At 67.1% G+C, this 24,570-nt stretch carries 27 protein-coding genes and 2 tRNA genes; 15 read left to right on the top strand and 14 right to left on the bottom strand.

Annotation, left to right across the window (positions count from 1 at the left end; all coding sequences use genetic code 11):
• The first annotated feature begins 14 nt into the window (after positions 1–14).
• The 3 genes from trpD to C1924_RS18385 all read left to right on the top strand — a co-directional run bounded on the left by trpD (position 15) and on the right by C1924_RS18385 (position 2,628).
• Entirely contained in the window at positions 15–1,046 is a 1,032-nt protein-coding gene (gene trpD, locus C1924_RS18395; RefSeq protein ID WP_108766597.1) for an anthranilate phosphoribosyltransferase, read from the top strand.
• Between the two features lie 74 nt (positions 1,047–1,120).
• Positions 1,121–1,915 carry an indole-3-glycerol phosphate synthase TrpC gene (gene trpC / locus C1924_RS18390; protein WP_108766596.1) on the top strand — a complete coding sequence of 265 codons (795 nt, stop codon included), beginning with the start codon at positions 1,121–1,123 and terminating at the stop codon, positions 1,913–1,915.
• On the top strand, positions 1,912–2,628 hold the full coding sequence (locus C1924_RS18385) for a haloacid dehalogenase-like hydrolase (RefSeq protein WP_108766595.1): 717 nt from the start codon (positions 1,912–1,914) through the stop codon (positions 2,626–2,628). The genes trpC and C1924_RS18385 overlap by 4 nt, the downstream gene beginning before the upstream one ends.
• Before the next feature lie 116 nt (positions 2,629–2,744).
• Here C1924_RS18385 and C1924_RS18380 read toward each other — a convergent pair whose 3' ends face one another.
• Both C1924_RS18380 and crp read right to left on the bottom strand, forming a co-directional pair.
• Positions 2,745–3,506: a sulfite exporter TauE/SafE family protein gene (locus tag C1924_RS18380; RefSeq protein ID WP_108766594.1), complete on the bottom strand. Its 762-nt coding sequence runs from the start codon at positions 3,504–3,506 to the stop codon at positions 2,745–2,747.
• Positions 3,507–3,600: 94 nt separating this feature from the next.
• Positions 3,601–4,290, bottom strand: coding sequence for a cAMP-activated global transcriptional regulator CRP (gene crp / locus C1924_RS18375; protein ID WP_108767118.1), 690 nt, complete (start codon positions 4,288–4,290; stop codon positions 3,601–3,603).
• A 149-nt stretch (positions 4,291–4,439) separates the two neighbouring features.
• Here crp and speD point away from each other — a divergent pair, with 149 nt between their 5' ends.
• Together speD and sugE are read left to right on the top strand one after the other, a co-directional pair.
• The gene (gene speD / locus C1924_RS18370; protein WP_006473908.1) at positions 4,440–5,234 is read left to right on the top strand and encodes an adenosylmethionine decarboxylase; all 795 of its coding nucleotides are present in this window, start codon (positions 4,440–4,442) and stop codon (positions 5,232–5,234) included.
• 165 nt (positions 5,235–5,399) lie between these two features.
• Positions 5,400–5,720, top strand: coding sequence for a quaternary ammonium compound efflux SMR transporter SugE (gene sugE, locus C1924_RS18365; protein WP_108766593.1), 321 nt, complete (start codon positions 5,400–5,402; stop codon positions 5,718–5,720).
• 160 nt (positions 5,721–5,880) lie between these two features.
• On the opposite strand, the gene coq7 is transcribed toward sugE, so the two are convergent.
• Positions 5,881–6,525: a 2-polyprenyl-3-methyl-6-methoxy-1,4-benzoquinone monooxygenase gene (gene coq7, locus C1924_RS18360; protein ID WP_108766592.1), complete on the bottom strand. Its 645-nt coding sequence runs from the start codon at positions 6,523–6,525 to the stop codon at positions 5,881–5,883.
• Positions 6,526–6,720: 195 nt separating this feature from the next.
• Here coq7 and rplM point away from each other — a divergent pair, with 195 nt between their 5' ends.
• The gene (rplM, locus tag C1924_RS18355) at positions 6,721–7,149 is read left to right on the top strand and encodes a 50S ribosomal protein L13 (protein ID WP_005414692.1); all 429 of its coding nucleotides are present in this window, start codon (positions 6,721–6,723) and stop codon (positions 7,147–7,149) included.
• A gap of 2 nt (positions 7,150–7,151) precedes the next feature.
• The gene (gene rpsI / locus C1924_RS18350) at positions 7,152–7,544 is read left to right on the top strand and encodes a 30S ribosomal protein S9 (RefSeq protein ID WP_005411311.1); all 393 of its coding nucleotides are present in this window, start codon (positions 7,152–7,154) and stop codon (positions 7,542–7,544) included.
• A gap of 284 nt (positions 7,545–7,828) precedes the next feature.
• On the opposite strand, the gene C1924_RS18345 is transcribed toward rpsI, so the two are convergent.
• Positions 7,829–7,902 (bottom strand) — tRNA-Gln (locus C1924_RS18345).
• A 58-nt stretch (positions 7,903–7,960) separates the two neighbouring features.
• Positions 7,961–8,037, bottom strand: a tRNA-Met gene (locus C1924_RS18340).
• A 121-nt stretch (positions 8,038–8,158) separates the two neighbouring features.
• On the opposite strand from C1924_RS18340, the gene C1924_RS18335 reads away from it, so the two are divergent.
• The 3 genes from C1924_RS18335 to bfr all read left to right on the top strand — a co-directional run bounded on the left by C1924_RS18335 (position 8,159) and on the right by bfr (position 9,690).
• The gene (locus C1924_RS18335) at positions 8,159–8,779 is read left to right on the top strand and encodes an RNA pyrophosphohydrolase (protein WP_108766591.1); all 621 of its coding nucleotides are present in this window, start codon (positions 8,159–8,161) and stop codon (positions 8,777–8,779) included.
• 108 nt (positions 8,780–8,887) lie between these two features.
• Positions 8,888–9,094 carry a (2Fe-2S)-binding protein gene (locus C1924_RS18330; protein ID WP_108766590.1) on the top strand — a complete coding sequence of 69 codons (207 nt, stop codon included), beginning with the start codon at positions 8,888–8,890 and terminating at the stop codon, positions 9,092–9,094.
• A gap of 125 nt (positions 9,095–9,219) precedes the next feature.
• On the top strand, positions 9,220–9,690 hold the full coding sequence (gene bfr / locus C1924_RS18325) for a bacterioferritin (protein ID WP_079223868.1): 471 nt from the start codon (positions 9,220–9,222) through the stop codon (positions 9,688–9,690).
• Between the two features lie 74 nt (positions 9,691–9,764).
• On the opposite strand, the gene C1924_RS18320 is transcribed toward bfr, so the two are convergent.
• Genes C1924_RS18320 through C1924_RS18310 form a run of 3 tightly spaced genes read right to left on the bottom strand, consistent with a single transcriptional unit; the run spans position 9,765 to position 14,491 of the window.
• On the bottom strand, positions 9,765–11,957 hold the full coding sequence (locus C1924_RS18320; RefSeq protein WP_108766589.1) for an ATP-binding protein: 2,193 nt from the start codon (positions 11,955–11,957) through the stop codon (positions 9,765–9,767).
• The gene (locus C1924_RS18315) at positions 11,958–13,829 is read right to left on the bottom strand and encodes an EAL domain-containing protein (RefSeq protein WP_108766588.1); all 1,872 of its coding nucleotides are present in this window, start codon (positions 13,827–13,829) and stop codon (positions 11,958–11,960) included.
• Between the two features lie 44 nt (positions 13,830–13,873).
• Entirely contained in the window at positions 13,874–14,491 is a 618-nt protein-coding gene (locus C1924_RS18310; protein ID WP_108766587.1) for a DUF4126 domain-containing protein, read from the bottom strand.
• 179 nt (positions 14,492–14,670) lie between these two features.
• On the opposite strand from C1924_RS18310, the gene C1924_RS18305 reads away from it, so the two are divergent.
• The 5 genes from C1924_RS18305 to ampE all read left to right on the top strand — a co-directional run bounded on the left by C1924_RS18305 (position 14,671) and on the right by ampE (position 18,355).
• A complete protein-coding gene (locus tag C1924_RS18305; protein WP_108766586.1) occupies positions 14,671–15,414 on the top strand; it encodes a DUF6776 family protein in 744 nt (247 codons plus the stop codon).
• Between the two features lie 4 nt (positions 15,415–15,418).
• Positions 15,419–15,886, top strand: coding sequence for a polymer-forming cytoskeletal protein (locus C1924_RS18300; protein ID WP_108766585.1), 468 nt, complete (start codon positions 15,419–15,421; stop codon positions 15,884–15,886).
• 31 nt (positions 15,887–15,917) lie between these two features.
• Positions 15,918–16,310 carry an iron-sulfur cluster insertion protein ErpA gene (gene erpA, locus C1924_RS18295; protein ID WP_108766584.1) on the top strand — a complete coding sequence of 131 codons (393 nt, stop codon included), beginning with the start codon at positions 15,918–15,920 and terminating at the stop codon, positions 16,308–16,310.
• 107 nt (positions 16,311–16,417) lie between these two features.
• Positions 16,418–17,323 (top strand): NAD(+) diphosphatase, encoded by a 906-nt coding sequence (gene nudC, locus C1924_RS18290; protein ID WP_108766583.1) that lies wholly within the window; start codon positions 16,418–16,420, stop codon positions 17,321–17,323.
• A 144-nt stretch (positions 17,324–17,467) separates the two neighbouring features.
• Positions 17,468–18,355, top strand: coding sequence for a regulatory signaling modulator protein AmpE (gene ampE, locus C1924_RS18285; protein WP_108766582.1), 888 nt, complete (start codon positions 17,468–17,470; stop codon positions 18,353–18,355).
• A 179-nt stretch (positions 18,356–18,534) separates the two neighbouring features.
• Here the strand turns inward: ampE and C1924_RS18280 are convergent, their stop codons facing one another.
• The 6 genes from C1924_RS18280 to yccS all read right to left on the bottom strand — a co-directional run bounded on the left by C1924_RS18280 (position 18,535) and on the right by yccS (position 24,558).
• The gene (locus tag C1924_RS18280) at positions 18,535–18,975 is read right to left on the bottom strand and encodes a hypothetical protein (protein WP_216821563.1); all 441 of its coding nucleotides are present in this window, start codon (positions 18,973–18,975) and stop codon (positions 18,535–18,537) included.
• Between the two features lie 50 nt (positions 18,976–19,025).
• Positions 19,026–19,451, bottom strand: a complete 426-nt coding sequence (locus tag C1924_RS18275; protein WP_108766580.1) for a DUF2752 domain-containing protein — start codon at positions 19,449–19,451, stop codon at positions 19,026–19,028.
• A 43-nt stretch (positions 19,452–19,494) separates the two neighbouring features.
• Complete coding sequence (locus tag C1924_RS18270) at positions 19,495–19,773, bottom strand: CD225/dispanin family protein (protein WP_108766579.1); 279 nt, start codon at positions 19,771–19,773, stop codon at positions 19,495–19,497.
• A 33-nt stretch (positions 19,774–19,806) separates the two neighbouring features.
• The gene (locus tag C1924_RS18265) at positions 19,807–20,094 is read right to left on the bottom strand and encodes a CD225/dispanin family protein (protein WP_108766578.1); all 288 of its coding nucleotides are present in this window, start codon (positions 20,092–20,094) and stop codon (positions 19,807–19,809) included.
• 175 nt (positions 20,095–20,269) lie between these two features.
• Positions 20,270–22,156 (bottom strand): MFS transporter, encoded by a 1,887-nt coding sequence (locus tag C1924_RS18260; RefSeq protein ID WP_108766577.1) that lies wholly within the window; start codon positions 22,154–22,156, stop codon positions 20,270–20,272.
• A 221-nt stretch (positions 22,157–22,377) separates the two neighbouring features.
• Positions 22,378–24,558 carry a YccS family putative transporter gene (gene yccS / locus C1924_RS18255; protein ID WP_108766576.1) on the bottom strand — a complete coding sequence of 727 codons (2,181 nt, stop codon included), beginning with the start codon at positions 24,556–24,558 and terminating at the stop codon, positions 22,378–22,380.
• Positions 24,559–24,570: the final 12 nt, after the last annotated feature.

The raw sequence follows: 24,570 nt of genomic DNA, 5'->3' as shown, positions 1-24,570 counted from the left end.
CAAGGAGCATTCCGATGAGCTTCTCCCCCCAGGAAGCCCTGCAACGCACCATCGAGCACCGCGAAATCTTCTTCGACGAAATGGTCGACCTGATGCGGCAGATCATGCGCGGCGATGTCTCGCCGATGATGACCGCCGCCATCCTCACCGGCCTGCGGGTGAAGAAGGAAACCATCGACGAGATCGCCGCGGCGGCCACGGTCATGCGCGAATTCGCGCTGGCGGTGCCGGTGGCCGATACCAGCCATCTGGTCGACATCGTTGGTACCGGTGGCGATGGCTCGCACACCTTCAACATCTCCACCTGCGCGATGTTCGTCGCCGCCGCGGCCGGTGCGCGCGTGGCCAAGCATGGCAACCGCAGCGTGTCGTCCAAGTCCGGCAGCGCCGATGCGGTGGAAGCACTGGGTGCGGCCATCGAACTGCAGCCGGCCCAGGTGGCCGCAGCCATCGAGCGGACCGGCATCGGCTTCATGTTCGCGCCCATCCACCATCCCTCGATGAAGGTCGTCGCCCCGGTCCGCCGCGAGATGGGCGTGCGCACCATATTCAACATCCTTGGCCCGCTGACCAACCCGGCCAGCGCGCCGTCGGTGCTGATGGGCGTGTTCCACCCCGATCTGGTCGGCATCCAGGCGCGCGTGCTGCGCGAGCTGGGCACCGAGCGCGCCATGGTGGTCTGGGGCCGCGACAACATGGATGAGATCTCGCTGGGCGCCGGCACCCTGGTGGGTGAACTGCGCGATGGCAAGGTGCGCGAATACGAGATCCACCCGGAAGATTTCGGCATCGCCATGTCGGCCAGCCGCAACCTGCGCGTGGACAGCCCGGAGCAGTCCATCCAGATGCTGCGCGCGGTACTGGACAACCAGCCTGGCCCGGCGCTGGACATCGTGGCCCTGAACGCCGGTGCTGCGCTGTACGTGGCGGGCGTGGCCAGCGACATCGGCGATGGCCTGGCCCGCGCCCGTGCCGCCATCGCCGATGGCAGCGCCCGCCAGCGCCTGCAGCAGTACGTTGATACCACCCGCGCGCTGGTTGCCTGAGCGCGCGGTTCAGCCTGACCCACCCGATGGCCGATAATGGCCGTCCTCACCGCCCCCGCATTGAACCGACGACGATGAGCGACATCCTGCAGACGATCCTGGCCCGCAAGGCCGAAGAAGTGGCCCAGCGCCGCGCCCAGCGCCCGCTGGAAGCGCTGCAGGCCGCCCTGGCCGGTGCGCCCCCGGTGCGTGGCTTCGTGCGCGCCCTGCAGGCGGCCGTGGCCAATGGCGACCCGGCGGTCATCGCCGAGGTGAAGAAGGCCAGCCCGTCCAAGGGCGTCATCCGCCCGGACTTCCGCCCGGCCGACATCGCCGTCAGCTACGAGTTCGGCGGCGCCAGCTGCCTGTCGGTGCTGACCGACGTGGATTTCTTCCAGGGCACCGATGCCTACCTGCAGCAGGCCCGCGAGGCCTGCACGCTGCCGGTGCTGCGCAAGGATTTCGTCATCGACGCCTACCAGGTGTACGAAGCGCGCGTGCTGGGCGCCGACTGCATCCTGCTGATCGTGGCCGCGCTGGACGACACCCAGCTGGCCACCCTGTCCGAACTGGCGCTGTCGCTGGGCATGGACGTGCTGGTGGAAGTGCACGACATCGACGAACTGGAGCGCGCGCTGCAGGTGCCGGCGCCGATGATCGGCATCAACAACCGCAACCTGCGCACCTTCGAGGTCTCGCTGCAGACCACCCTGGACATGCAGAAAGCGGTGCCGCGTGACCGTCTGCTGGTGACCGAAAGCGGCATCCTCGGCCCGCAGGACGTGGCCTTGATGCGTGATGCCGGCATCCATGCCTTCCTGGTCGGCGAGGCCTTCATGCGCGTGGAAGAGCCGGGCGAGGGTCTGCGTCAGCTATTCTTCGCGGCATGACAACGCACTATCCAACGCCGCGCCAGGATGCGCCGCTGGTGGTCTTCGACTTCGACCACACCCTCTACGACGGCGATTCGGGCACCCACCTGTTCGCCTCGCTGATCAAGCGCAACCCGCTGCGCATGCTGGCGGCGCTGCTGGTAACGCCGATCGCCGGGCCGATGGTGGCGATGCTGCCGACCCGCCGCGCCGGCATCTCGGTCTATGTGTGGATCGGCAGCTTCGGCCTGCATCGCGCCCGTGACTTCAACAAGGTCATCGACGCCTACGTGCTGCGCAACGAGGCGCAGATGCGCGCCAAGCTGCTGCCGCAGGCACTGGACGTGTTTGCCGCGCACCGGGCCAAGGGCGACCGCGTGGTGGTGGCCACCGGCGCACCGCCGGAGCTGGCCCGCGCCATCCTCGCGTTCGTGGCCCACCAGGACGTGCCGGTGATCGGCACCGAGGTCGGCCCGCGCCTGGGCGGGGTCGGCCCGACCCGGCACTGCCACAACGAAGAGAAGATGCGCATGCTGCGCGAGCGCGGCTATGGGCAGATCGACATTGCCTATTCCGACAGCACCGCCGATCTGCCGCTGCTGCTGGCGGCCAAGGCGCCGGTGGTGGTGAACCCGAAGCCGGGCAAGGTGGAGTTCTTCCGCCGCGTGCTGCCGGCCGGCACCCGCATCCTCAACTGGGGATGCGTGGACCGCGGCGGCGAAAAGCCCTGATCCGGGGTCAGATCCCCGCCGCAGGGTGATGGATCTGCCGGCCAGCGGCCGGCACTAGCCCTCTCCGTCCGGTAGTGCCGGCCGCTGGCCGGCAACCCGCCCCGGGCGAGATGGGGTCACCGCCCCAGGTAGCCGGTCAGCGCATGGCCGATCTGGAACAGGCTGATCGCCAGCACCAGCACGCCCACCGCCACCAGCACCCAACGTTCCTTCAGTCGCTTCACCAGCAGCGCCGCCACGGGGGCGGCCATCATGCCGCCGATCAGCAGGCCGGCCACGATCTGCAGGTGCTGCAGCCCCATCGACATCAGGAAAGTGGCTGAAACCGTCAGGGTCACCACGAATTCGGACGCGTTCACGGTGCCGATCGTCGTGCGCGCCTGTCCACCGCGGGCGAGCAGGGTGGAGGTGGCCACCGGCCCCCAGCCACCACCGCCACTGGCATCCAGAAAGCCGGCCACGAAGCCCAGCACGGGAACACGCTTGACCTCGCCCTTGGGCATCAGCCTGCCGGCGGCGCGGGCCAGAATGATGATGGCCAGCACCAGCAGGTACAGGTAGATAAGCGGGCGGATTACGTCACCTGGCAGTTGGGTCAGTCCATAGGCACCCACGGCGCCGCCCACCGCGCCGGGCAGGGCCAGGCGGAAAAACAGGCGCTTATCGACATTGCCGGCGACCAGATGCGACACGCCGGAGGCACCGGTAGTGAACACTTCGGCGGTGTGGATGGCCGCGCTGGCCTGTGCCGGGGGGATGCCCATGGCCAGCATCACCGACGAGGACACCAGGCCGAAGGCCATGCCCAATGCGCCATCGACCAGCTGTGCGCCGAGGCCGATGAGGATGAACCACCAGAATTCGCTGCTCAGTTCCATGCACCGAGCCTAGCGGATGGGTGTGTGCGGGGCGCGCGATGGTGTGTCGCACCCGTATCGGTCCGCCGGCCAATGCCCGGCGGACCGCGGTCTCTCAACGGGTGCCGTACAGCACCACGGTCTTGCCACGGGCATGCAGCAGGCCATCGGCCTGCAGCTTCTTCAGCACGCGGCCGGCCATTTCGCGCGAGCAGCCGACCAGGCGTGCCAGTTCCTGGCGCGAGACGCGCAGCTGGCTGCCCTGCGGGTGGCTCATCGATTCCGGCTCCTGGGCCAGATCGTGCAGGGTGCGCACGATGCGGTCGGTCACGTCCAGGAACGCCAGGCGGCTGGCCTTGCGGCTGGTATCGAGCAGGCGCTTGGAGATCTGCTGGCCCAGCGCGTACAGCAGGCGCGGGGCATCGGCCGAGAGCGGGCCCAGGAACAGCTGGTGCAGGCGCTCGTAGCTGATTTCGGCCAGTTCACAGGCGGTGCGCGTGCGCAGGATCACCTCGCGGCGGTCCGACTCCACGAACAGGCCCATCTCACCGACGAACTCGCCTGCGCCGAAATACCCCAGCACCAGCTCGCGGTCGTCATCTTCCTCGGCCATGATCGAAACCGAGCCGCTGATGACGTAATACAGGGTTCCCGCCGGGTCTCCAGGGCGGAAGACGTCGGTCCGGGTGGGGTATCGCCGCCGATGGCTGTGGGCCAGGAAGCGGTCGATTGTGGCGATGTCCAAGGCCAATGGGCTGCTAGCTAGGCGCACGGTTGACACGATAGGGGCGCTCCCTCTGCGCATGAACGGATTCACAGGTTCGATGGCGGAGCTTAACCAGCGCACCTGTTAAGGGCAAATAGTGTGCCAGAGTCGTGAGCTCTTCACGTTCCCCCCGGCGGCACTTTGCCCCATAATTCCCCCTTTCCCTTCTTACACAGGAATCGACCGCCGTGGTCAAGCCGTTGCCTCGCCTGAGGTTGCAGGGTTTCAACAACCTCACCAAGGCGCTGAGCTTCAACATCTATGACGTGTGTTACGCGCGCACCGAAGAGGAGCGTCAGCGTTACATTGAATACATCGATGAAGAGTACAACGCCGACAGGCTGACTCAAATCTTGACCGATGTCGCCGAGATCATCGGCGCGAACATCCTGAACGTGGCCCGCCAGGACTACGACCCGCAGGGTGCCTCGGTGACGATCCTGATCTCCGAAGAGCCCGTGATCGACAAGAAGCAGGCCGGCAAGGAGCTGATCTCCGATGCCGTGGTCGCGCACATGGACAAGAGCCACATCACTGTCCACACCTACCCGGAGACCCATCCGCAGGAAGGTATCGCGACGTTCCGCGCTGACATCGACGTGGCCACCTGTGGCGTCATTTCGCCGCTGAAGGCCCTGAACTACCTGATCGAAAGCCTGGAATCGGACATCGTGATCATGGACTACCGCGTCCGTGGCTTCACCCGCGATGTGAAGGGCAAGAAGCACTACATCGATCACAAGATCAACTCGATCCAGAACTTCCTGGCCAAGAACATCAAGTCGCGTTACGAGATGTTCGACGTCAACGTCTACCAGGAAAACATCTTCCACACGAAGATGCACCTGAAGGACTTCGACCTGGACCAGTACCTGTTCGAGGAAAAGGCCAAGAATCTGTCGTTCAAGGAACGCATGAAGATCGAAGCGCTGCTCAAGCGCGAGATCGAAGAGCTGTTCCACGGACGCAACCTGTCCGAGTAAGACCCGTGTGCGATGCCCTCCGGCATCGCCACCCAGGCGGGACGACCCGCCCCGTGGAACGCGCGATTTGCGCAGTTTTCAGTTCCACGGTGATGTACCGACCCACGGCCCGGTGTGAAAACACCGGGCCGTTTTGTTTTTCTTCAACTAGGTGAGGAGCGTCGCATGCCCTGGATTTATCTGCTTCTGGCCGGTCTGTTCGAGATCGGCTTTGCGCTCGGAATGAAGTACTCCGAGGGCTTCAGCAAGCCGCTGCCGACCGTCGCCACCGTGGTGTCGGCACTGATCAGCCTGTACCTGATGAGCCAGGCGATGAAGGCCATTCCCGTCGGCACGGCCTATGCGATCTGGACCGGTATCGGTGCCATGGGCGTGGCCGTGCTGGGCATCTTCCTGTTCAACGACAGTGCCTCGCCGGCGCGGCTGGCCTGTGTGGGTCTGATCGTGGCCGGCGTGATCGGCCTGAAGCTGGTGTCGCCCAATTAACGGGTAGTGCCGGCCGCTGGCCGGCAACCTCGGCAACCGATGGGGTCAGAGCCCTTTCCCATGGGAAAGGGGTCCGACCCCGCCCCCCCCCGGCCGGCAACCTCGGAATCCTGCCGGCCAGCGGCCGGCACTACCGATGGGGGCCGACCCCGTGCCGCGGTTACAGGCGGTAGGCGATGGTCTTCATGACCTTCGATGCCAGCGCCATCGCGCCCGGAATCGGGAACGGCAGTCGGCGGGCGCCGGCCTGCTCGGCATGGTCGGCGTGGCGGGCCTCGTCTTCCTTCATCACCTGGATGACCGCGCGGCTGCGCAGGTCGCCGGCCGGCAGGTCGACCAGATGCTCATCCAGGTGGGCTTCCACCTGGCGCTCGGTTTCGACCACGAAGCCCAGGTTCCAGCCATCGCCGCGCAGCCCGGCCAGGGTGCCGATGGTGTAGCTGCCGGCATACCACAGCGGGTTGAACAGGCTGGGGCGGCTGTCCAGTTCGGCCAGCCGGGTGGCGCACCAGGCCAGGTGGTCGGTCTCCTCCTGCGCGGCTTCCAGCAGGTGCTCGCGGGTAGCGGGGTCACGGGCGACCGCCGCCTGGCCGAAATACAGGCCCTGCGCGCAGACCTCGCCAACGTGGTTGATGCGCATCAGGCCGGCGGCATGGCGGCGCTGCGCCGTGTCCATGCCCGGCTCACCGGTCTCGGCAGCCGGGTAGGGGCGCGATGCCGGCGGGTTGCCGAACACCGTGTCCAGGGCGCGCTGGGCCTCGGTCAGCAGATGGTCCAGCGGGGTGGTCTGGCGGAGCACGGTCATGGCAGCACGGGTGGGGCGGGGACCTTCGATTCTCGCCCGGCCCCGGCCCCCTGCCAACCCGGTACAGGGGCTGGCTTGCACCCGGGGGGCAGGGTGAGTACAATCCCGCCTCTTACGCTTCACCTTTTCACAACGCGTGGCAGAGTTCCGGCGAGCCTTTCGCCGCAATGAGCCCGACCTAACCTAGAGTTCTTCATGAGCACTTTCACTGCCAAGAACGAGACCGTCCAGCGCGACTGGTACCTCGTCGACGCCGAGGGCAAGACCCTGGGCCGTCTCGCCACCGAGCTGGCCCGCCGTCTGCGCGGCAAGCACAAGCCGGTCTACACCCCCCACGTTGATACCGGCGACTACCTGGTCGTCATCAATGCAGAAAAGATTGCCGTCACCGGCAAGAAGCTGCAGGACAAGATGTATCACCGTTTCACCGGCTACATCGGCAACCTGAAGACCGAATCCCTGGCCCAGGCGCTGGAGCGCCACCCGGAGCGCGTGATCGAGATCGCCGTGAAGGGCATGCTGCCGAAGGGCCCGCTGGGTCGCCAGATGTACCGCAAGCTCAAGGTCTACGCCGGCACTGAGCATCCGCACGCCGCACAGCAGCCGCAGGTTCTGGATATCTAATCATGGCTATCACTCAAAACTACGGCACTGGCCGCCGCAAGTCCTCCACCGCTCGCGTGTTCCTGCGCAAGGGTTCGGGCAACATCACCGTCAACGGTCGTCCGCTGGACGAGTTCTTCGGTCGTGAGACCGCGCGCATGATCGTGCGCCAGCCGCTCGAGCTGACCAAGAACACCGAAAGCTTCGACATCCTGGTCACCGCCGCTGGCGGCGGCACCACCGGCCAGGCCGGTGCGATCCGTCTGGGCATCGCCCGTGCTCTGGTCGAGTACGACGAAACCCTGAAGTCCGAGCTGCGCAAGGCTGGCTTCATGACCCGTGACGCCCGTGAAGTCGAGCGTAAGAAGGTCGGTCTGCACAAGGCCCGCCGCGCCACCCAGTTCTCCAAGCGCTGATTTACCGCGCCTGGTGGGGCTCCCTCGGGGGCCCACTGGTTGGAAAAGCAAAAGCCCGGCTTCGGCCGGGCTTTTGTCGTTCTGCGATCATGGATTTCGAGATTGCCGGCCAGCGGCCGGCACTACCTGTCTGCTCGCATATCCGGCCCCGAAGTTCTCTCTGGAGAAGAGCCCCCTTGATGTTCAAGGGGGCGCGCCGACAGGCGCGGGGATAAGGTGGAATGCGCGACCAAATTAGAAATAAAAAAGCCAGATCTTTCGATCTGGCTTTTTTATTTCTAATTTGGCTGCCCCTGATGGATTCGAACCACCGATGCCTGAGTCAGAGTCAGGTGCCTTACCGCTTGGCTAAGGGGCAATGTTGCGAAACGCTATTTTCTCACTTTTCACACTGAAAAACAACTTGATTTTCAGTGTGGTGGCTATGGGTGGACTCGAACCACCGACCCCAGCATTATGAGTGCTGTGCTCTAACCGGCTGAGCTACATAGCCTTGGTGAGCCCGCTATTCTGCTGATGTGTATCGGGCCTGTCAACACTTTTGTGTCGAGCTTGTGGGCCGACAAGCGGCATGGGATAGTCCCGACCAGTAGATTTTCTTAGGAGTCCGCATCGTGATCGATCCGGACGGCTATCGACCGAACGTCGGCATCGTGCTGATGCGGCAGGACGGGCAGGTGTTCTGGGCACGACGTGTGCGCCGGGATGGCTGGCAGTTCCCGCAGGGTGGGATGAACACCGATGAGACTCCGGTCGAGGCCATGTATCGTGAACTGCAGGAAGAGACCGGCCTGCTGCCCGAGCACGTAGAAGTGCTGGGAGCGACACCGGGCTGGCTGCGCTACAAGCTGCCGGCCCGGGCCATCCGCCGTAACGAGCGGCAGGTCTGCATCGGCCAGAAGCAGGTCTGGTTCCTGCTGCGCCTCACCGGCGATGAATCGCATGTGCGGCTGGACCATACCGACTCGCCCGAGTTCGACAACTGGCGCTGGGTCGACTTCTGGTACCCGGTCGAGCACGTGGTGATGTTCAAGCGCGGGGTCTATGCCCGCGCCTTGCGCCACCTCGCGCCACTGGCACGCGGGGTGGCCGGGCAGGGGGTGACCGCCATGCCCAAGAGCGCGGCTGAAGCCTGGATGCCGGGCAACACCGCCGGCCATGACCGTCCGCGCAAGCGCCCCCGCAGCAAGGGCTACTGGCCCCGCAAGGCGCAGGGCGACGGGCCATCCAGCTGAGTGGATGAACGGTAGCGAGAATGGTTCAGGTCTTTGATTGACAACCATTCTCGTTTCCATTGGAATGGGCACCTGGCCGCTTCTGGCCTGTCAGCCTGGTTCCCGCCTGTGTACGTATGCATCTGCAACGGAGTCACCGACCACCAGATCCGCGAGGCCGCCAGCAATGGCGTCACCACGGTGGGCGAACTGACCATGCGTACCGGTTGCGGCGCTACCTGCGGTTCCTGCCTGGACATGGCCGGCGATCTGCTGGCCAAGGCCATGGCGACCCACGATCTGCCGTTGCCGGTGCTCGGCCTGCAGGCCGCCTGAGGCACGCCCACGCGGCAGCTGCCGCAGCAGGGCGGGCCGTACAGGCCAATGAACACGATTCGCGTTCCCTCACGCTCCGGCCAAAGCCGGTAGAGTGCGCCCGTCAACACGCACGGGAGCCAGCCATGAAAGGCGACGCCAAGGTCATCGAATTCCTCAACAAGGTCCTCTTCAACGAGCTGACCGCGATCAACCAGTACTTCCTGCACGCCAAGATGTTCAAGAACTGGGGCATCAAGGAACTGGCCGAGTACGAGTACAAGGAATCCATCCATGCGATGAAGCGCGCCGACGCGCTGTCCGACCGCATCCTGTTCCTTGAAGGCCTGCCGAACTTCCAGGCGCTGGGCAAGCTGCGCATCGGCGAGAACCCGCCGGAGATGCTGCAGTGTGACCTGTCGCTGGAGCAGGACGGCGTGGTGGTGCTGCGCAACGCCGTGGCGTACGCCGATTCGGTGGGCGACTACGTGAGCCGTTCGTTGTTCACCAGCATCCTGGATGCCGAGGAAGAGCACATCGACTGGCTGGAAACCCAGCTGGACCTGGTCGAGCGCATTGGTGAGCCGAAGTACCTGCTGAGCAAGCTGGAAGACTGATCCAGCTGGGCCGGTAGAGTCGAGCAGTCGAGCAAGCTCGACTCTACAGAGAAGCGGTCGAGCAGGGCTCGATGCTACCGCTCCTGGGCCAGGTAGCCGGTCAACGCCACGCGTGCGCGGGCGAATTCGGCGACCAGCAGCGCCACCGCCACGGCGGGGCGCTGCAGGCTGCCCGCGCGGGCTTCGTGCTCGATGCGCCGGGCCACCGATGACAGCGAAAGTGCACCCACATTGGCGCTGGATGATTTGAGGGTGTGCGACAACGCCTGCAGGCGTTCGACGTCATTGCCCTGTGCGGCCTGCTGCAGGGACTGCACCAGCGCGGGGGCATCTTCGAGGAACACGGCCACGATCTGCAGTGCGGCCGGACCGATCACGCTCTGAAGTTCTTCCAGCACGCTGCGGTCGAGCACGGGCTGTGGCGGGGTGTCTGCTTCGGGCGCTGGAGGCAGCGTCGAGCTTGCTCGATTGTTTTCGGTATGACGACAGTCGAGCAAGCTCGACTCTACCGACCCAACAGCGGGCGGCTGGCCCCAGCGCTGCAGCAGCGCATGCAGCGTTTCGCGGTTGATCGGTTTGGACAGGTAGTCGTCCATGCCCGCCTGCAGGCAGCGCTCGCGGTCGCCGGCCATGGCGTTGGCGGTCATTGCAATGATCGGCAGCCGCACCTGGCCCTGCGCGGCTTCTTCGCTGCGCCATTGGCGGGTGGCGGCATAGCCATCCAGTACCGGCATCTGGCAATCCATCAGGACGACGTCGATGCCGCCCTGGCGCAGCACCAGCAGGGCCTGCTCGCCGTCAGCGGCGTTGCGCACGTCGCACTGGAACACCCGCAGCAGCTGTTCGGCCACCATGCGGTTGACCGCGTTGTCTTCCACCAGCAGCACGCGCAGGCCCAGCGGAGACAGGGTTGCCGGTGCCTGGCCGTGCTCGGCCGTGGCCAGCAGGGCGGCCGGGCGTGCACTGGCGGCCGGCGCTGCCAGCAGGGTGTGCAGGGCGGCGTCGCTGAAGGCGAGCGGCAGGTGGTGCTGGCGAGGGTGCGCGGGGGCGGGTTCGTCCTGCAGCCACAGCACCTGCAGGGTGTCGTCAGCACCGCGTTCGGCCAGCGCCCGCTGCAGCGTGGCTTCGCCGCCACGCCGCGCGCGGCCATCCACCAGCAGCCAGGCCGGCGGCGGCTGCCCCGGGCGTGGGGCGGCGCGCAGGCGCTCCAGCAGGACATCGCGTTCGGCCAGCACCTGCACCGGCAGCCCGTGATGGGCGGCAATGCGTTCCACGCGCGCCTGCAGTGCGACATCGGCGCTGTGCAGCAGCAGCGGCGAGGGTGAACGTGCCAGTGCCGGCAGATCGCCGGGGATCTTCAGCAGCGGAATCTCGAACCAGAACGTCGCGCCCTGTCCGGGGGTGGACTGCACGCCGATATGGCCGTGCATCAGGTCGATGATGCGCTTGCAGATCGCCAGGCCCAGGCCGGTGCCACCGTACAGGCGGGTGGTGGAGGCATCGGCCTGGCTGAAGGACTGGAACAACCGCGACTGCAGGGGGCCATCGATGCCGATGCCGGTGTCGACCACCTCGAACCGCAGCTGGTGCTGGGCCGGACCTTCGCCCAGGCGCTGCACGCGCAGCTGCACATGGCCGCGTGCGGTGAATTTGATCGCATTGGCCAGCAGGTTGGTCAGCACCTGGCGCAGGCGCACCGGGTCGCCGCGCACCGGCAGGCGCACGGCCGGGTCCAGCTGCAGGCCGAGGGCCAGGCCCTTCGATTCGGCGGCGCGCTGCAGCAGCTGCACCACGCCGTCCAGCAGCTCGCGCAGGTTGAAGCTGGTGATCTCCAGCTCCAGCGCCTGCGCTTCCAGGCGTGAGTAATCGAGGATGTCATCGACGATGCGCAGCAGTTGCTGCGAGCTGACCGATGCGGTGGCCAGCATCTGCCGCTGGTCCTCGCCCAGTGGCCCGCGTGCGATCAGTTCCAGCATCGGCAGGATGCCGTTGAGCGGCGTGCGGATCTCGTGGCTCATGGTGGCCAGGAACTCGCCCTTGGCCAGTGCGGCCGCTTCGGCGGCCTGCTTGGCCTGCAGCAGCTGTTGTTCCAGCTGGCCCTGGCGTTCGGTCGTGCGCCGCAGCTGGTCGCGCTCGCTGGCCAGCACGGTCCGCTCGCGCTGCAGGGCTGCCAGTGCCTGGCCGCGTTGGCGCAGGCGCAGGCCGAGGGCCAACGCCACGCCGCCGGCCAGCACCAGTGCCACCAGCAGCGCGAGCGTCAGCGGCACTCAGAGCACCGCGTTGTGGAAGTCGAAGTTCAGATCGCTGCCCGCCGACTGCACCATGTTGCCCTGGATGTAGTCCACGCCCCCGACCCACATCGCGGCTGCCGCCTGCGGATCTTCGATCTGCTGGCCGATGATCTGCAGGCCTGCGGCATGCGCCCGCTCGATCGCCCGGCGCAGTTCTTCGCGCGTGCCCGGATTGGAATGGCTGCTGGAAAAGCGCGCGGCCATGCGCACGAAGGACAGGGGCAGCTGGGTGAGCAGGGCATCAGCTTCGCTGCCGGGCTCGAACTGGCTCAGGCAGAAGCGCACGCCGGCGCTGGCCATGCGCTGGCAGAACTGCTGCAGGGGTACGGTGTGGATGAGCGCGTCGGGCAGGCGCACGTCGATCACCAGCGCGCTGCCGGGCAGATCGCGCTGCTGCAGCGATTCCAGCAGCCAGTCGGCGAACGCGTCGCGCTGCAGCGTGCGCAGCGACTGCGAGACGAACAGGTTCAGCGGCTGGGTGGCGTGGCGGTACAGGTCGAGCAGGCCCATCGCATGTTCCAGCACCTGCTGGTCCAGATCGGCGATGCGGCCGGCGGCTTCGGCGGCCGGAATGACCTGGCCTGCGGTGAGCACGGTGCCATCGGCCTGGCGCAGGCGCAGCAGCAGCTGGTATTGCGCGGTGTCGCCGCCGGCCACGGCAACGATGGGCTGGTAGGCCAGTTCCAGCTGGCCTTCCAGCAGGGCCAGGTGTTCCTGCTCGGTCACCGCCTGGCGATGCACGTGGCCGGCGACACCGGCCGTGAGCAGGCGCGCCTGCAGGGTGGTGCGTTCGATGGCTTCCAGCGCGCTGGTGGCATCGTCGAAGCCGGGCGACAGCGGCGCGTAGCCGACCACGCCGCGCAGGTGCACCGATTCATCGTCGCGGATCACGAAGGCGCGCGCGGACAGCTGCTCGCGCAGCACGGCGGCGATGCCTTCCAGGCTTTCCTCGTCGGCACCGCGGGCCAGCAGCAGGAAGCTGTTGTCGTTCAGGCGCGCCAGCAGGTGCGGGTGGCCGGCTTCGGCCAGGCGCTGGCCCGCCTGCACCATCAGCCGCTCGAAGGCCGCATAGCCATAGCGTTCGCGAAGGCCCAGCGCACTGGAAATTTCCACGAAGAACACGCCACCCCGGTCGCGGTGTTCCAGCGCGCCACTGAGCTGCTGCAGCACGTAGTGGCGGGTGGGCAGGCCGGTTTCCGGGTTGCTGGTGGCCGGCGCACCATTGGCACCGGGCAGGGTGGCGGCCTGCGCGCGGGCGCGGCGGATGCGGTTGGCCACTGCGGCGATCAGGTGACGCGGGCGGATCGGCTTGCTCAGGTAGTCATCGGCACCGCTGTCGAGCACTTCAAACTGGCGCTCCGGGTCCGGGTCGCCGCTGAGGAAGACGATCGGCAGCAGCTGCATGCCCGGCTGCTGGCGGATCATCGCGGTCAGCCGCATGCCATCCAGGCCGGGCAGGTGCAGGTCCATCAGGATCAGGTCGGGGCGCTGGTCGCGGATGGCCTGCTGCACGCCATCGGCGTCGGACAGCACCTCGGCCTGCATGCCGGCACCGTGCAGCACACTCTGCGCGAACAGGGCCTGGGCACGGTCGTCTTCGACGATCAGGACGCGGTACGGCGAGTCGGACGCTGCGGGCGCATCGCTGCTGTTGTCGGCGTCCGTCGGTGCGGACGGCAGCGGCGGCGGTGCCGCCAGGCTGCTGCCTGCCTCGACCGGTGCGGAGGGGACGGCAGCAAGAGTGGGCGCCGCGGCGCCCGGAGCACTGGCCCAGCGCTGCCAATGATCGGCCGGAGGGGTTTCAGCGCGTCCGGGGCGTGCGCCCGCGGGGGATTCATGTGCGGACATCAAAGCTCCTGGTGTTCGCCTTCATTATGCGCCAAGCCCGACAGTCAGCCGGTGCGTGGTTGGCCTGCCGCGGCCGTACCGCCAGCACGCGCAAGCCATCGCACGCCCTTCCACAGGGTGCGCCAGACCAGCCACACCAGCAGCGCGCCGGCCAGGCTGCAGGCCAGCACCACGATCAGGGCGATCCAGGGATGGGCCAGTGCCAATGCCAGGCCGCCGACCACCACGGTGTCTTCGGCGACCGAGGCGACCCAGTTGCTGGCCGGCTCCGGCGAGGTGTTGAGCAGGGCCCGGGTGCCGGCCTTCAGGCCATGGCTGGCCAGGGCCACGCCGGCGCCGGCAAGCAGGGTGCCGGTACCCAGTTCGCCATCGGGTGAGAGCGTGGCGGCGGCAAGAAAGGCACCGGCCGGTACCCGTGCCAGGGTCTGTACGAGGTCCCAGATCGAATCCACGCCGGGAATCTTGTCGGCGAAGAATTCGGCGATGGCCAGCGCCGCCGACGTGCCCAGCACCCACCACGATTCGGTGGCCTGCAGGGCCGGTGGCAGGTCGACCCAGCCGAGCAGGCCGGCCAGGCCGACGCCGAACACGGTGAGGTACACGCGGATGCCGGCCAGCCAGGCCAGCAGGATGCCGATCACGAACAGGTGGGCTTCGGTCATGGCGGGGCTCCGGCGACGGAACTGTGCGGGGTGCCACACTATCGGCGATGACGTGGCTGAACACCACAGGCCCCCGGCGGCCGCCATCGGGGAAAGCCCCCGTTCCTGTCATACACTAGCCCGTCGTTTGCCACAGGGGCCGTGCTGGTGTCGCCATTGCGAGTCCACGGAGACTACCCATGAACAACCGCCCACCCATGCGCGTACAGGTGCGCTTGCCCGGTGCCAACCCGCCGCCGGTTGACCGCCGCCGCCTGCTGGTCATTGCCGGCATCTGGCTGCTCAGCCTGGTGCTGGCGGTGCTGGGCGGCTGCTGGCTGGGCGCGCCGCGCGATGCCCAGGGCCAGCGCCTGCAGGCCGCCGAGAAACGCGCCGATGCCGTGCAGGCGCAATTGACCGAGCTGCGCCAGAAGCAGGCGACGCTGGAAGCGTCCGATCGCATCAGCCGCGCCGCCAACACCGAGGTGCAGTCCTCGCTGGCCGAGCGCGACGAAGAGATCGCCGGCCTGCGTGCCGATGTGGCCTTCTATGAGCGCCTGGTCGGCTCGACCAGCCAGCGCAAGGGCCTGAACACCCATTCGATCGAGTTCAGCCCCGAATCGGCCGGCACCTGGCAGTACGCGGTGGTGCTGACCCAGAACCTCAACCGCGGGGCGATCAGCCAGGGGCAGATGCGCTTCACCGTGGAAGGCGTGAAGAACGGCAAGCTGGCCACGATCAGCTGGGATGAGCTGCACCAGCGCAGCAAGGTGCCGGGGCAGGATTATTCCTTCCGGTACTTCCAGCAGCTCACCGGTAGTGTGATGCTGCCGACAGACTTCACCCCGCAGCGCGTGCGGGTGACATTGGGGAGTGGTGCGGGGGGCACCACCCAGGTATTCGACTGGAAACAGGCCGGCGCAACGGCCAGCAAAGGGGAGTAGGCAGATGTTCGGAAACAGCAAATCCAGCCGCGATGGCCAGTTGGTGGTGGATGCCCTGATCGGCAACCAGGTGGTGATCCGCGGTGATGTGGAATTCAGTGGTGGCCTGTATGTGGAAGGCCGCATCCATGGCAAGGTGATCGCCCAGGAAGGTGCCAGCGGCGCGACCCTGACGGTGGCCGAGCACGGCGTCATCGAAGGCGAGATCCGCGCCCAGGTGGTGGTCATCAGCGGCCGCCTGGACGGTGACGTGCACGCCAGCGAGAAGGTCGAGCTGACCCCGAGCGCGCGGGTGAACGGCAACGTCCACTACCAGGTGGTGGAAATGAATGCCGGCGCCCAGCTGAATGGTCGGCTGATCCACGCCAGCAGTCCGGTCGCGGCCCTGCCGGCGCCGGAAGGCGAAGGCGACGCGGCAGACGGCAAGGGCGGCACCGCCGCGCGCCGCAAGCTGGCCGAGGCGATGGCTTGAAAGCCGTCCCCGGCGCCCCCATGCTGAGCCCATGAGCACGCTAGTTTCCCTGCCCGGCGCCACGCCGGCCGTCGCGCCCGACTACCAGTCGCTGGAGCGGCCGCTGAACTTCACCGAATCGGCTGCGGCCAAGGTGAAGGAACTGATCCAGGACGAGGGCAACCCCGACCTGGCCCTGCGCGTGTACATCGAGGGCGGTGGCTGTTCCGGGTTCCAGTACGGGTTCGAGTTCGACGAGAACCGCGCCGAGGACGACCTGGCGGTACAGACCAGCGGGGTCACCCTGCTGGTCGATCCGCTCAGCCTGCAGTACCTGATGGGCGCCGAGGTGGATTACACCGAAAGCCTGACCGGTGCGCAGTTCGTGATCCGCAACCCGAACGCGAAGACCACCTGCGGCTGCGGCAGCAGCTTCAGCATGTAATTGCCGGGCGCGGGGCTGATGCCCTGCGCGACGGTTGTGCGCGACGCCGACCGATTGCGCACAGCGCCGACCTTGCCACCTGCGGCAATTGTCGGCAGGCTTGTCGGATGCTCAATACTCCTTCGCCGCTTTCCGGTTTTGCCTTCGTGGCCGAGCCGCTGGAGCGCGCCGATGCCCTGCGCGATGATGCCGATGCCCTGGCACGCCTGTGGCCGGATGCGCGCATTCTTGTCCTGGACCAGGATGGCACTGCCTTCACGGGTGAGGACGACCAGCCGATCGCACTGTCCGGTGCCGATGTCGGCGGTGGCCCCGGTGCGGCCATCTTCCTTGGCCTGCGTGCGGGCCAGGCCTGGTTCTCCGTCGAAGCCGCCAACGTCAGCCAGACCGCACCGCGCAGGCTGGACCTGCGCCAGGCCGCGCTGCTGTGGAGCGTGGCCGATGCTACCGCGTTCAGCTATGCCCGCGGCATGTCCTACTGGCATTCGCGCACCCGCTTCTGCGGGGTGTGCGGCGGTGCGGTGGCGTTTGCCCGAGGTGGTTTCGTCGGCCGCTGCCCGCAATGTTCCACCGAGCACTACCCGCGGGTCGATCCGGCCGTGATCGTGGCGGTGGAAAACCAGGGTCGCCTGCTGCTGGGCCGCCAGTCGAACTGGGCGCCGCGCCGTTACTCGGTGCTGGCCGGCTTCGTCGAGCCCGGCGAGACGTTCGAGCAGACCGTGGTGCGCGAGGTGCACGAGGAGAGCAAGGTGCGGGTGACCGCCTGCCAGTACCTCGGCTCGCAGCCGTGGCCGTTCCCCGGCGCGTTGATGGTGGGCTTCCGTGCCCAGGCGCAGGACGATGTGCCCACCGTCAACGGCGAACTGGAAGATGCGCGCTGGTTCACCGCCGACGAGGTCGGGGCCGCGTTGGCCCGTGACGTCGAGGACGATGGTGAAGGCATCCGCCTGTCGCCGCCGATCTCGATCTCGCGCGGGCTCATCGAGCACTGGTACCGGCAGCAGCAGGGGTGATCGCCGCTGCCGTGCCACGGCAAGACGGTGGCAGCATTGCCGCCACCTGAACACGCGTCGGGTTAGAGTCGGGTTCACTGCTGAACGCACCGCTGCGGCAGGTAAGGTAGCGGCGCAGAACGCTTGTTCGTCGGGAGACCTGCCATGTTCACCACCCTGGTCGCCGTGTTGGTGGCGCTGGCCCTGGGCCACGTTGCCCCGGCTGCTGCCGCCTCGCTGCGCCGTTTCGACGGCTTCCGGCGCTGGCTGGGCTGGCTGGACGCGCATGGCGGACGGGCATGGCAGGGGCCGGCCGGCATCGCGCTGGCGCTCGTGCCGCCGCTGTTGCTGATGGCGCTTCTGGCCTGGTTGCTGCGTGGGGTGCTGTTCGGCCTGCCGGGCCTGTTGCTGGGCGTGGCGGTGCTGGCCTGGTGCTGGGGGCCGCGCGACCTGGACCGCGATATCGAAGCGATCATTGATGCCGATGAGGTGGCCAGCCGCCAGGCGGCGGTGCGCCACCTGCAGGCTGCCGGTGGCAGCCTGCGCGAGGACGTGCCGTCACTGGTCGAAGCGACGGTGCTCAATGCACTGCGGCGCTGGTTTGCGGTGCTGTTCTGGTTCCTGCTTCTGGGCCCGGTTGGCGCACTGGGCTATCGCCTGCTGGCACTGATGGCCGAAAGCCCGATGCGCGCGCGCGTGCCGGTGGAGCCGCTGGCGTTGGCACAGCGCGTGCTGGCCTGGATTGAATGGCCGGTGGCTCAGGTCATGGCCTTCTCGATGGCGCTGGTCGGCAACTTCGACACGGCGTGGAAGGCGTGGCGGCAGGCGCATGGCGAGCGCCTGGCCGGGGGCATCGGCTTCCTCGGCGCGGTGGCGCGGGCCAGCGTGAACGCCGAGCTGCGCGAAGAAGCGCATGACTACACCGAGGCCGGCTTGTTGCCGGTATGGCAGCGGTTGCCGGACCTGCGCGACGCGATGAGCCTGGTGTGGCGGATGCTGCTGCTGTGGCTGGCCATACTGGCGCTGCTGGTCATTGCCGGCTGGGTGACGTAGATCCACGCCATGCGTGGATGCGTAGGGCAGGAGATCCACGCCATGCGTGGATGCGTAGGGCAGTAGATCCACGCCATGCGTGGATGCGTAGGGCAGTAGATCCACGCCATGCGTGGATGGGGTCCGTGGATGGGGTCAGAGCCCTTTGCTGCGCAAAGGGATCCGACCCCTTTTCTGTGCTACGCCGCGCCGCTGTCCTCGAAATCCAGGTAATCCTCGTGCAGGCCCTGCACCAGGCGGCCGGTCGGTTCGTCGTCGGCGCCGGTTTCCATCAGCACCCAGCCCGGCATGCCGTCTTCGCGCATCGCCGGACCTTCGTCCACGGCCATCACGAAGCTGTTGCCGAGCGCCTTGCCGTAGGCACGCAGCAGCGCGTGCAGGGCCTGCGGGTTCACCGCCCCGCGCAGCGTCGCCAGCGTCTGTTCCAGTTCCGGGCGATCAAACAACGCCTCGGACATCGCGCCGTCCACATCATCGGCCAGCGCGTGCACATCGCGCAGCATCAGAAAACGCGCGAACTGCGGCAGGTCCTCGCCCAGTTCGCTGTTCACCCAGCTGTGGGGATCGCCACAGCCTGCCGCCTTCATGGCAGCGGTCAAACCAGCACGTCGATCAGTCATCGCAGCAGCATAGCCGAGCAAAGCGCCAGGCGACTGACCGTCGGCTCTACCTACACCGGGGCCAGCAGGGTGAACGGCGCCCACGGCAGGTTGCGCAGCAGCGCATACCCCGGCAGCACCCACAGCCAGAATTTCGGATTGGCCAGCAGCCGCATCAGCGGGTCGAGCACCTTGGGGCGCACGCCGGCCGTGTGCAGCAGCATCAGAAACAGAAGGGGCAGGACAATGACCATCAGCGGGTTCATTGCCATGGCGCCGGGCAGGTCGAAGTGGACCAGGGAGTACAGGCAGCGCGTGCTGCCGCAGCCGGGGCAGTAGAAGCCGGTCAGCGCGTACAGCGGGCAGCTCGGCAACGGGTTGCCGGCGACGTAAGGGTTGACGTGGCGCAGCACCACCGCAGCGCCGGCAGCCAGCCCGGACGCGGCCAGCAGCGGCGCCCAGCGGGCCAGGCGTGATTGAACGGGAGTGGCGGACATGCGGGGCCGGGATCCGGCGGTCGGCCGGATCCCGTGGACTGCATCAGTAGCTGCCGCTGCTCATGGCGCCGATGCCGCCCATGACAACAAAGAACAGCACATACAGGACGACCAGGATCAGCCACGCAATGGCCGACCACATCGCCCACTTCTTGGCCTTGTCCGCCGATTCCTGGGCACCGGCGGTGTCACCGGCGGCCAGCTTGCCGTTGACCTGTGCGGCGTAGACGATCGACACGATGCCGAGCGGCAGGCAGCAGAGGATGGTGGACAGGATGGCCCAGACCAGGTTGTTCGGAATGTACGGGGTGGTGGTGTTCATGGTGCGGATTCCTCGTTGGGTGGTGGTAGTGAATCAATGTCCGGAAAGAGCGCCCAGCACGGCGAGACCGCCGAACAGCCCGAGCCACAACAGAAACAGGACCGGCAGGGCGACAGCAGATGCCACGGCCCACCAGCCCGCCTTGCGCGATGCCGCATAGGCCCCTGGCAGATCATCAGCGGCACGCAGGCCGTCGACCTGGGAGGCATACACGATCGACACCACGCCCAGCGGCAGGCAGCAGAACAGCGTGGTCAGAATCGCCCAGACCAGATGGTTGGGGATGTAGACCGGACGGCTGAGCGGTGGTGGTTGATTCAAAGCAAGACTCCATTCCCTTGGTGGTCGGCCTGCAGCGCGCAGGGCGGACCTCCCCCCTTTGGGTGGGTAATCTACCGCAAGCGACGCCGTATGTATGCGTTTACATGCCCGCCACGCCTGGGCTGGCGCTGTACGCCAGCACGTCCGGCCAGCGCTGTGTCAGCGCCGACCAGGTTCAGGCGTGGTCGCCACGCAGGGCGCGCACCTGCGCTTCCAGCGTGGCTGCATCAGTGTTGTGGCCATCCACCGGCGCGGCGGCCACCACCTCCACCGTGGCGCGGAAGCGCCGTGGCACGCGCATGCGGCCCAGGCGGGTATCGCGCCGGCTCCACATGCTCGACCACATGCCACGCAGGGCCATCGGCACCACCGGCACCGGGCGCCGTTCCAGGATTTTTTCCACGCCGGATTTGAACGGCGCCATGCTGCCATCCTTGGTCAGCGCGCCTTCGGGGAAGATGCACACCAGTTCGCCTTCGGCCAGCGCGGCATCGATCTCGTCGAACGCGCGCTGCATCAGCGCGGGGTCTTCGCGTGCCCCGGCGATGGGAATGGCCTTGGCCGTGCGGAAGATCCAGCGCATCACCGGAATGTTGAAGATCCGGTAGTACATGACGAAACGTACCGGGCGCGGGATCGTCGCCGACAGGATGAGCGCATCCATGTAGCTGACGTGGTTGCAGACCAGCAATGCGGCGCCTTCATCGGGCACGTTGGCCTCGATGCCGTGCGGGCGCAGCCGGTACAGCGTGCGCACCATCACCCAGCTGAGGAAACGCATCAGGAATTCGGGGACGATGGTGAAGATGTAGATCGCCACGATGGCATTGGCGATGGCCAGGCCAAGGAACAACTGCGGGATGGTGACGCCCAGCTTGCTGGCGGCCAGCCCGATCAGCGCTGCGGCCACGATGAAACCGGAGTTCTGGATGTTCAGCGCGGCGAACACGCGGGACATCTCCGCCTTCGGCGTACGGCTCTGGATGAGGGCGAACAGGGGCACCACGAAGAAGCCGGTAAACAGGCCGATACCCACAAGATCGATGATGATGCGGATGCTTCCCGGCGCGTGCACGAACTGCGACAGCGACAGCCCCTGCGCCGTGGCCACGCCGGCGCGGGCGAAGTACAGGTCGAGCAGGAAAGCGGTCATGCCGAACGCACCCAGTGGCACCAGGCCGATTTCCACGGTGCGCGCCGACAGCTTTTCGCACAGCAGCGAACCGACCCCGGTGCCGACCGAGAACAGGGCCAGGGCGAAGATGTACAGCGTGGGTTCGCCGCCGAGGTTGACCACCGCGTAGCTGGGCAGCTGCGAGGTGAGGATGGTGCCGACGAACCAGAACCAGGACACGCCGAGGATGGCGTTGCGCACCGCCTTCTGCTTGCGCGCCATGCGCAGCACGGCCAGTGATTCGGGCAGCGGGTTCCAGTTGATCTTCAGATCCGGCGCGCCTGCATCGACGCGTGGGATCATGCGCGCGGCCATGTTGCCGCAGACGGCCAGGATCACCACCGCGGTCGCGGCGACGGTGGGCCCGTGGCTGCCGGCCAGAGTGAAGATGAGGCCACCGAAGATCATGCCGGTGAGGATGGACAGCGAGGTCCCCATTTCCACCAGACCGTTGCCACCGGTCAGCTCTTCAGGGCGCAGTACCGATGGCAGCACCGAATATTTCACCGGCCCGAACAGGGTGGACTGCAGGCCGGTGCAGAACAGGGCCACCAGCAGCACGCCCATGTGCTGGGTGAAGAAGCCGATGCCGGCCAGCGACATGATCACGATCTCCATGGTGGTGGTGATCACGATCAGCCGCGATTTTTCCAGCTTGTCAGCAATCTGCCCGGCCAGGGCCGAGAACAGGAAGTAGGGCAGGATGAAGATGGCCGGTGCCAGGTTGGTGTACAGCGAACGCTCGGCCTCGGACACCCCCAGGTAGAACAGCAGGCCGATGATGGCCTGCCGGTACACGTTGTCGTTGAAGGCGCCCAGCGACTGCACGATGAAGAACGGCAGGAAACGGCGCTGGCGCAGCAGAGCGAACTGGTTGTGACCGGACATGGAACCTCCTTGACCGGCGCAGCCTAGCATCCCTGCCTGTCAGGCAGGGATGCGGCGGGTGCGGACCGTTGGTCCGCACAAGGCATCGGCAGGTGCGGACCGTTGGTCCGCACAAGGCATCGGTAGGTGCGGACCGTTGGTCCGCACAAGGCATCGGCAGGTGCGGACCGTTGGTCCGAACAAGGCATCGGTAGGTGCGGACCGTTGGTCCGCACGCCCCATCAGGTCAACGTGGCCACCGCCTGGTTCGCCGCCGCGCGCACCTTCGGCAGCAGCCGCAGCACCAGCGCCATCTGTGTGCGGATCAGCTGCAGCTTCGGTGGCATCGCCTCCTCGATCTGTTCCAGTTCGGCGGCCACCGCACGGTCGGCATCGTTGTCGTCCTCGCTTACGGGCTGCTGCGCGGTGAGCGCCGCGGCCAGCTGCTGCAGCGCCTTGCGCACGCGTTCACCGGCGGCCAGGGCCAGTGGATCGCCGGCGTAGCTGTCCACCTGGTCGCGGTGCGCACCCAGTGCCGACAGATGGCCCAGCAGCGTGTTGGACAAGGCCAGGAAGTGGAAGCCGGCATCAAGGTTGCGACGCACGTGGCCAGGCTCGCGCAGCATGTTCGACAGCGCCGTGGACAGGGCGGCATCGGCGTTGTGCATGTCGCGGCGGGCGATGCGGTAAGCAAGGTCATCGCGCATGCCGCTGCGGTACTGGTCCAGTACCGATTCGAGGTAGCGCGCGGCGGTATCCAGCACGCGCGCCAGCACCCGGTGCAGCTGACGCCCCTGCCAGTCCGGCAGGATGAGGAACGCTGCGGCGGCGGCGATGGCACAGCCCAGCACCGTATCGACCATGCGCGGGACGATCAGCACGAAGCCATCGCCGATCAGGTTGAAGCAGGTCAGCGCCATCACCGTGATGGCTGCCGAGGCGACCAGGTAGCGATCGGTACGGTTGTAGAAGAACACCAGTGCCGACAGCAGGGCGATCAGCAGCTGCACATGCAGCTGCGGGAACAGCTGCAGCAGCGCCCAGGTGAACACCAGGCCGGCCAGGGTGCCCACCACGCGCTGGGCCAGGCGTTGGCGGGTGGCGCCAAAGTTGGGCCGGCACACGAACACGATGGTCAGCAGCACCCACGAGCCATGCTGTGCGTCCAACAGGCGGACGGCAAGGAAGCCGGCGATCAGCGCCAGGGCCATGCGCAGGCCGTGGCGGAACAGCACCGACCCCGGCGTGAGCTGCTGGCGGACGCGCACGCCCATTTCGCGCAGGGTGTGCGGGTTGCTGTCGCGCAGGCGGGTATCGACGTTGTCCAGGCTGGCTTCGGAACGCTCGGCGTCGAGCAGGCGGCGTTCGATGCTGCGCAGGTTGTGCACCAGCAGGTCCAAAGAACCCAACAGGCGCTGCCACTGTGGGCGCTGCTGGTCACGCAGGTAGGCCAGCGCATCGGCCAGATCGCGCCCGGCCTGCTGGTTGCTCTCGCCGTACACGAACGGGCGGCGCAGGCGGATCGCCTCACCCAGGCGCGCACAGGCCTGGCCCTGCAGGTCGAGCAGGCGCTGGCAGCGGTACAGCACGTCACTGTGGAAGAACGCATCGACCAGCGCGCCATAGGGGTAGTGCGAAGAGCTGGCGCGTTCGTGGAAGTCCTGCGCCATGTAGTACAGGCGCAGGTACAGGCCGGAATTGACGCCCGGTCGGCCGGAGCGGCCGAAGCGCGCCAGGATCGCAGCCTTCGCTTCGTTCAGGGCGCCGACCACGCGCCGGTTCTGTTCGGCCAGGTCCAGCTGGCGGCGCTGCAGGTCGGTTTCGCGCACCGGCTCGAACAGCGTGGCCTTCAGCTGCAGATAGCGGCCCAGTTCCACGTACAGGCGGGCCACGCGTTCGCGCACCGGGCGGTTGGCGAACAGCGCCGTCCACAGGATCGACAGCAGGCCGTACCAGACCGCACCCACCAGCAGGTGGCTGGCCGCATCCAGGGCGAGGGACAGATTGCCGGCGCCGCCATGCTGTTCCAGCCCGATCATGGTGTAGATGGCCAGCGTGACCGTGGCCTGGGCAATGGACGCGTAGCGCTCGCCCAGCGCGCCCAGCAGGGTCAGGCAGAACGTGGACAACGCCAGTGCGCCGATGAACACCCACGGCAGCGGGAACAGCCAGATGACCGAAGCGGCGGCGATGCAGAAGCATACAAGCGAGAGCAGCACCGCCTTGGTCCGGCCCCACCAGTTGTCGTCCGTCTCGGCGATGGCGCTGGCGATGATGCCGAGGAACACGCCGGGCAGGGCCGGCAGCGCGTCCAGGTGCCAGCACACGCCCAGCGCGGTGCTCAGGGCGATGAAGACGCGCAGGCCATAGCTGGCCTTTTCGTGGGCCCACAGGCGGGTGAAGCGGGATTCGCGGGTGGACATGCAGGCTCGGGG

It is taken from the genome of Stenotrophomonas sp. ESTM1D_MKCIP4_1 (genome assembly GCF_003086895.1).
Classification (GTDB): domain Bacteria; phylum Pseudomonadota; class Gammaproteobacteria; order Xanthomonadales; family Xanthomonadaceae; genus Stenotrophomonas.
Note: the sequence above shows the minus strand (reverse complement) of the source record. Positions and strands in the feature narration are given on the sequence as shown.